The sequence below is a fragment of the Ideonella sp. P3_A4 genome, assembly GCF_056403075.1.
Genome location: NZ_JBFUGE010000360.1, coordinates 1 through 6233 on the forward strand (window position 1 = coordinate 1; position 6233 = coordinate 6233).

Sequence of the window (6233 nt, forward strand, 5' to 3'; positions counted from 1 at the left end):
GACCTTGGCTTGCCGATGCTGGATATGCGCAAGACCAAGCAGATCGTTTACAACCTGCTGTCGAACGCCGTCAAGTTCAGCAGCAACAGCGGACGAGTAGTCCTGAGTGTGCGCCGGGTTCCGCGAAGCACGGTCGGCACGTTGCCGGGCGATTGGCCGGTGCACGCCTTTGCGCTGGCCGATAGTGACTACAGCGACTTTCTCGAAATCTGCGTGTCCGACAGCGGCATCGGGATTTCCGAGAAGAATCTGGCACGCTTGTTCCAGGCTTTCAGTCAAATCGACAGCAGCCTCTCGCGGAAGTTCGAAGGGACCGGGCTTGGCCTTGCGATGGTGAAGCAATTGGCCGAGTTGCATGGTGGCACCGTCGCCGTTGCCAGTGCGGAGAGTCAAGGCTCTTGCTTCGCAGCATGGTTGCCGTTGCGCAAAATGGTGACACCGGCGTTGGTCCCGGCGGGCAGCGGCAAGTCGTTGGCCGGCAATGGCAGGCCGAAGAGCCGTGTCGCATTGGTGGTCGAGGATGACGACCAGGCTGCAGACCTCGTGTGTCTGCTGCTCGAGGCCGATGGCTTCAGCGTCTTGCGTGCTGCGAGTGCCGAAGACGCGCTGCTGATCGCGCCGCAGCAAACGCTCAGCCTGATCACGTTGGACATCCAATTGCCGGGCATGGACGGTTGGGAGTTCCTGTCGCGGTTGCGTGAAATCACCGAGCTTGCCCACGTACCGGTGGTGATCGTGGCCGGCCTGGCGGACAACAACATGGCGCTTGCCGGCGGGGCCGCCGCGGTGCTTCAAAAGCCGATCAGCCGTGTGCAGCTCAAGGCTTCGCTGGCCAAGCTCGGCCTTCATCCAAGCGACGCCAACACTCACACCGTGCTGGTCGTGGACGATGATCCGAAAGCTGTGGAAGTGATTGCAGCGTTCCTGCCGGCGCCTGCCTACGCAGTGGTGCGTGCTTACGGCGGCGGGGAAGCGATCACGCTGGCCGAGCGACTGCTGCCGGATCTGATCTTGCTCGACCTGATGATGCCCGACGTGAGTGGCTTTGATGTCGTTGAGGCGCTGCAGCGCGACCCCCACACGGCACGTATTCCAATCCTGGTGGTGACGGCCAAGCAGATCACTGCGTCGGATCGTGCAGCGCTGAACGGCAACACAGGCAGCGTGATCCACATCGTCGAGAAGGCCGGCTTCAACCGCGCCAGCTTCCTTGCCGAAGTCAGGCGCGCGTTGGTACCACATTTGGAGAGGGCGCCCGATGGCCAAGATCCTGGTTATTGAAGACAACCCGGCCAACATGAAGCTGGCCTGTCTGTTCTTGCGCCAGGCTGGCCATGATGTGTTGTGCGCCGTCGATGCCGAGATTGGCCTTGCGCTGGCACGTCACGAGCCGCCCCAACTGATCCTCATGGATGTTCAATTGCCGGGCATGGACGGGCTTGCCGCCACGGCCTTGCTCAAACAGGAAGCCACCACGGCCAATGTCCCGATCATCGCGCTGACGGCGATGGCAATGAAGGACGATCAGGAAAAGACACGTCTCGCCGGTTGCGACGCGTACCTTGCCAAACCTTTTCTTTACCGCGAATTGCGTGCCGTCGTGGATGCGCTCCTTTGCAAGCCCGGAATGCAACCATCATGACTGATCACGCCGCCACCATCCTCATCGTCGATGACGAGCCCCAGAACCGTCGCCTGCTGGAGGCGCTGCTGCGGCCCAAGGGCTACCTGACGCGCTGTGCGGTGAACGGCGAGGAAGCGCTGGCCTCGGTCGCGCAGCAGCCGCCTGACCTCATCCTGCTCGACGGCATGATGCCCGGGATGGATGGAAACGCAGTCGCTGGCGTGCTCAAGGCCAATCCGGCGACTGCACACATACCGATCATCATGGTCACCGCCCAGATCGATCGAAGTGCTCGCATGGCAGGGCTCGATGCTGGGGTCGAAGATTTCCTCACGAAACCCGTCGACCGGACCGAACTGTGGCTTCGGGTGCGTAACCTGCTTCGCCTGAAGGCGCTCAGTGAMCTGCTACAGAACCAGAGCGAGATGCTGGAGCAGCAGGTGCGCGCGCGCACGGCAGAACTGCAACGCTTTCGCGCTGCCATGGACGCCACGGCCGACGCCATCATGCTGGTCGACCGCGGCACGATGCGCTTCGTTGAGGTGAACTCGACGGCATCCAACATGTTCGGCTACACGCGGGACGAGCTGATCGAGATGGGGCCGTCGGAGCTCGCTTCGATATCGTCAAGCCAGTTGGCGGCCATTTACGACGGGATCATCGCCGGGGACCACACGAACGAGCTCATCGAGACTGAAGTCCGCTGCAAGGACGGCTCAGCACTTCATGTGGAAGTGCGTCGTCACGCACACTGGTGCGCCCCGGAATGGACCATGGTCGGAGTCGTACGGGACATCACGGATCGCCGTGAAGCCCAGAAGCGCCTGCATCAGTTGGCCCACTACGACTCGCTCACTGGTTTGCCGAACCGCACGCTGTTCTACGCGGCCTTGAAGAAGGCATTGGTCCAGGCCTGCGACAAGGACTGGCGCATCGCCGTGCTGTGCATTGACCTGGACAACTTCAAGAACGTCAACGACACGCTCGGCCATACGATCGGCGACGAGCTGCTGCGCCAGTTCAGCAACCGATTGATGCAATGCGTGCGAATCCGGGATACGGTCGGCCGCCTGGGCGGCGACGAGTTCGCGGTGATCTTGTTGCTACCGGACGGCCAGAAAGGCGCCGGAGTCGTCGCTAACAAGATTCGCGAAATGCTGAGGTCGCCGTTCGAGCTGAATGGCCACCAGGTGGCAATCACAGCGAGCATCGGCATCGCTGTCCACCCTGAGGACGCGTCGGACTCCGACACCCTGCTCAAGTACGCCGACACGGCGATGTACCGTGCCAAGCAGGCTGGGCGAGACACCAGCCGGTTCTTCACAGCACAAATGAATATCGACGCTTTGGCGCGGCTCGACCTGGAAAGCGCACTGCGCAAGGCAGTCGATCAAGGTGAGTTCGTGTTGCACTACCAGCCGAAGGTGCGGCTCGACAACGGGCGCATCGCTGGCCTCGAAGCCCTGTTGCGTTGGCAAAGGCCGGGACATGGCCTGGTGTCACCGGCAGCATTCATCCCGCTTCTCGAAGAGACGGGGCTCATGGTGCGCGTCGGCAGCTGGGTGATCGCAACGGCTTGCAGGCAGATCGGGACTTGGATGCAATCGGCGGTCGGACCGGTTCAAATATCGGTCAACGTATCGGGACGTCAGTTCGTCGAAGGCGATCTCGACGCCGATGTCGCGAAGGCGCTTGCCGACAATGGCATTCCAGCTGACCTGCTGGAACTGGAGCTGACCGAAAGCTCACTGATGGCGAACACCGGACGCACCATCGAATCGATGCAGAACCTCAGAAAGCTTGGGGTCAAGATCTCGATCGATGACTTCGGCACCGGATATTCGAGCCTCGCATACCTGCGCCGCTTTCCGATCGACAAGCTAAAAATCGACATTGCGTTCATCCGCGACATCACGAGCAATGCCGACGACGCGGCCATCGCTCTGGCAATCATCCACATGGCACACTGCTTGAAGCTGGAAGTTGTGGCTGAAGGTGTCGAGACAGAGGCCCAGGTGGCCTATCTACGCCGGCATCAGTGCGATCAGATTCAGGGCAACTACTTCAGCCGGGCTGCCCCGGTGGAGGTCATAGAGCAAATGCTGGCGGAAGAGAAGCGCCTACCCTTGTCCGATGACTCCGCCCATACTGCGCAGAAGACGCTCCTGCTGTTGGACCAAGACCCGTCCGTGCTGACATCTTTGCAGCGCCTGCTCCGCCGGGACGGCTACCGCATCCTGACCGCGTCAACCGCGGCCCAGGCCTTTGAACTCCTGGCGCTGAACCGGGTGCAAGTCGTGATGAGCGGCCAACGCTTGCCGGCGATGAGCGGCAACGTCTTCCTCGAGCAAGTCAAGCAACTGTACCCAGACACACTGCGCATCGTTCTGTCGGGCTACAGCGATCTGGAGTCGATCATCGAAGCGATCAACCGCGGGGCAATTCATCGCTTCTGCACCAAGCCGTGGGACAACGCCATATTGCGCGACAACCTGCGCGAAGCCTTCCGGCATCACTCCTTGATCTACGACACCCAGCGTCGGCGAGATGAACACCGCGAGGACGTGGCTGAGTCGGCTCTCCGTTGAGCGCTGAGTCTCGCTGTGGGCCGCCCCAAGTGGGGCAGCTGATCCAGGCAGTGCGCGCAGGGCTGGATTCACCACCCTTGGAGGTAGCGCTGATCGACGCGTTGGTAGCCGAGGAGAGTCTGACCTTCCAACTGCATGTGGAGCTGTTCCAGCAGCGCCCGCATTGACTATCCGCACAGCGCCCGTGCGATGGCCGGAGCCAGGTCCTCCAGCAGATGCTGCTTGCGGATCACCCCGCGCACCCCGGCCCGGCGCGCCTGGGCCGGCAGTTCTTCGAAGATATGGCCCGAGATGATGAGCACCGGCAGACCCGGTCTCAGCGCGGCGAGCGCGCGGCTGACCGCGAGCCCGGACATCTCTGGCATGTTGAAGTCCGTGACCACCAGGTCGTAGGCCGATGGCGCGGCGCGCACCGCAGCCAGTGCGGCTTCGGCGCTGGTTTGGCAGCTCACGCGGTAGCCTTCGCGCTCGAGCAGGCGCTCGACCATCACAGCCATCACCTCGTCGTCATCGAGGTACAGAATGTGCCGGCCTCGGCCGACAGGCAGGCGCGCCGAGTCGCCGGCGACCGCGGTGCCCGGGTCCGCCAGCGGCGGCTCGTCCGTGCACAGTGGCAGGTACAGCTCGAAAGTGCTGCCCTCGCCAAGTCTGCTGCGCACGTCGATGCCGCCATGGTGAGCGATGACGATGCCGTGCACCACGCTCAGGCCGAGCCCGGTGCCGCCACGCGAGCCCTTGGTGGTGAAGAAAGGCTCAAAGATGCGTTCACGGGTGGCGTCGTCGATGCCGCAGCCGGTGTCGCTAACCCAAACATGTGCATGCGGGCCAGCCGTCAGGCCTGGCAGCCTGTGCGCTGCATCGGCATCGAGCACCACAGTGTCGAGCCCCACTGTCACGGTGCCGGGCGCACCCTGCAGGGCTTGCCAGGCGTTGGTGCACAGATTCAGCAGCACCTGGTGCAACTGAGTGGCGTCGGCCAGCACGACCATGGGCTTGGGGTTGACTTCCGTGCTCAGCCGGACGCCCGCTGGCAGCGACACCCGCACCAACGCCAGCACTTCTTCGACGATGGATTGCAGCAGCTGCGGCGTCAGCGCCGGCGCATCGGCGCGGCTGAAGGCCTGGATGCTCTGAACCAACGCCCTTGCACGTAACGCTGCGCGGCGAATCTGCTCCAGGCTGTTCTGCGTGGGTTGGCCGGCCAGCGCCTCTTCATGCGCGAGCGACAGATTCCCCAGGATGGCGCCGATGATGTTGTTGAAATCGTGTGCAATGCCACCGGCCAGGGTGCCCAGGGCCTCCAGCTTCTGCGCCTGGCGCAGACGCTGGCCAAGCTCGTCGATGGCTTCGCGCTGGCGTTGCAGCGAGGCCCCGGTGCTGTTGAGCGCCGCCATCAAACCACCGAGCTCACCACGCGGGTAGGGAAGCTCGATGCGCGCGTCCAGGTCCCCGGCACCGAGCGCGCGGACCATCGTGGTGATTCGGCCGACCTGGCGACGGATGCCGAGTTCGGTCAGCAGCCACACGCCGGAGAACATCAGCAGGGCAACGCCTGCCAGTGTCAACAGATCCTGTCGCAGGCGCCGCCGGCTGTCGGMCACCAATTCGTCCTTCGACAGCCCGAGCATCACATGCAGCCCGGTTCCCGGTACGGTCTGGGTTGCGGCGACAGCCCAGATCTGCACCTTGCCGTCGTCATCGACCAGCTCAGCGACACCTCCATCGGCAAGGCCCTCGGCCAGGCGAAGCTGCGCCGAGCCGGCGATCGATACCCCCGGGCGCTGCGATGCCGGCCGGGTGCCTGTCCACACCATGACCGTGCCGAGATGATCGAGCAGAAGCAGTTGCGGCACGGGTCCGACGGTCCTTTTGAGGCTGGTCTGAGCGAACTGCTCAAGGTCCAGCGACGCCACCAGCATGTAGCGCAAGGCGCCGCTATTGCTGCGCACCGGGTGGACAATCTGTAGCACCGCTGCGCCGGTCAGACGCCCGAAAGCAGGGGCGATCACCAAGCCTTTGCT

The 6233-nt window shown here is 63.2% G+C and carries 4 protein-coding genes; 3 read left to right on the forward strand and 1 reads right to left on the reverse strand.

The annotated features are described in order from the left end of the window. The 3 genes from AC1DYI_RS24000 to AC1DYI_RS24010 form a co-directional block, all read left to right on the forward strand. On the forward strand, positions 1–1281 hold a 1281-nt coding region (locus tag AC1DYI_RS24000; protein WP_477206650.1), incomplete at its 5' end, for an ATP-binding protein. After that, complete coding sequence (locus AC1DYI_RS24005; RefSeq protein WP_477206651.1) at positions 1259–1642, forward strand: response regulator; 384 nt, start codon at positions 1259–1261, stop codon at positions 1640–1642. The genes AC1DYI_RS24000 and AC1DYI_RS24005, both read left to right, overlap by 23 nt. Then, a complete protein-coding gene (locus AC1DYI_RS24010; protein ID WP_477206652.1) occupies positions 1639–4212 on the forward strand; it encodes an EAL domain-containing protein in 2574 nt (857 codons plus the stop codon). The genes AC1DYI_RS24005 and AC1DYI_RS24010 overlap by 4 nt, the downstream gene beginning before the upstream one ends. Before the next feature lie 167 nt (positions 4213–4379). Here the strand turns inward: AC1DYI_RS24010 and AC1DYI_RS24015 are convergent. Then, a partial coding sequence (locus AC1DYI_RS24015) for an ATP-binding protein (protein WP_477206653.1) occupies positions 4380–6233 on the reverse strand: 1854 nt, incomplete at its 5' end.

What these genes read in the sequence shown, in the direction of transcription:
- AC1DYI_RS24005 (WP_477206651.1), top strand. Translation starts at nt 1,259, where the DNA reads ATGGCCAAGATCCTGGTTATTGAAGACAACCCGGCCAACATGAAGCTG.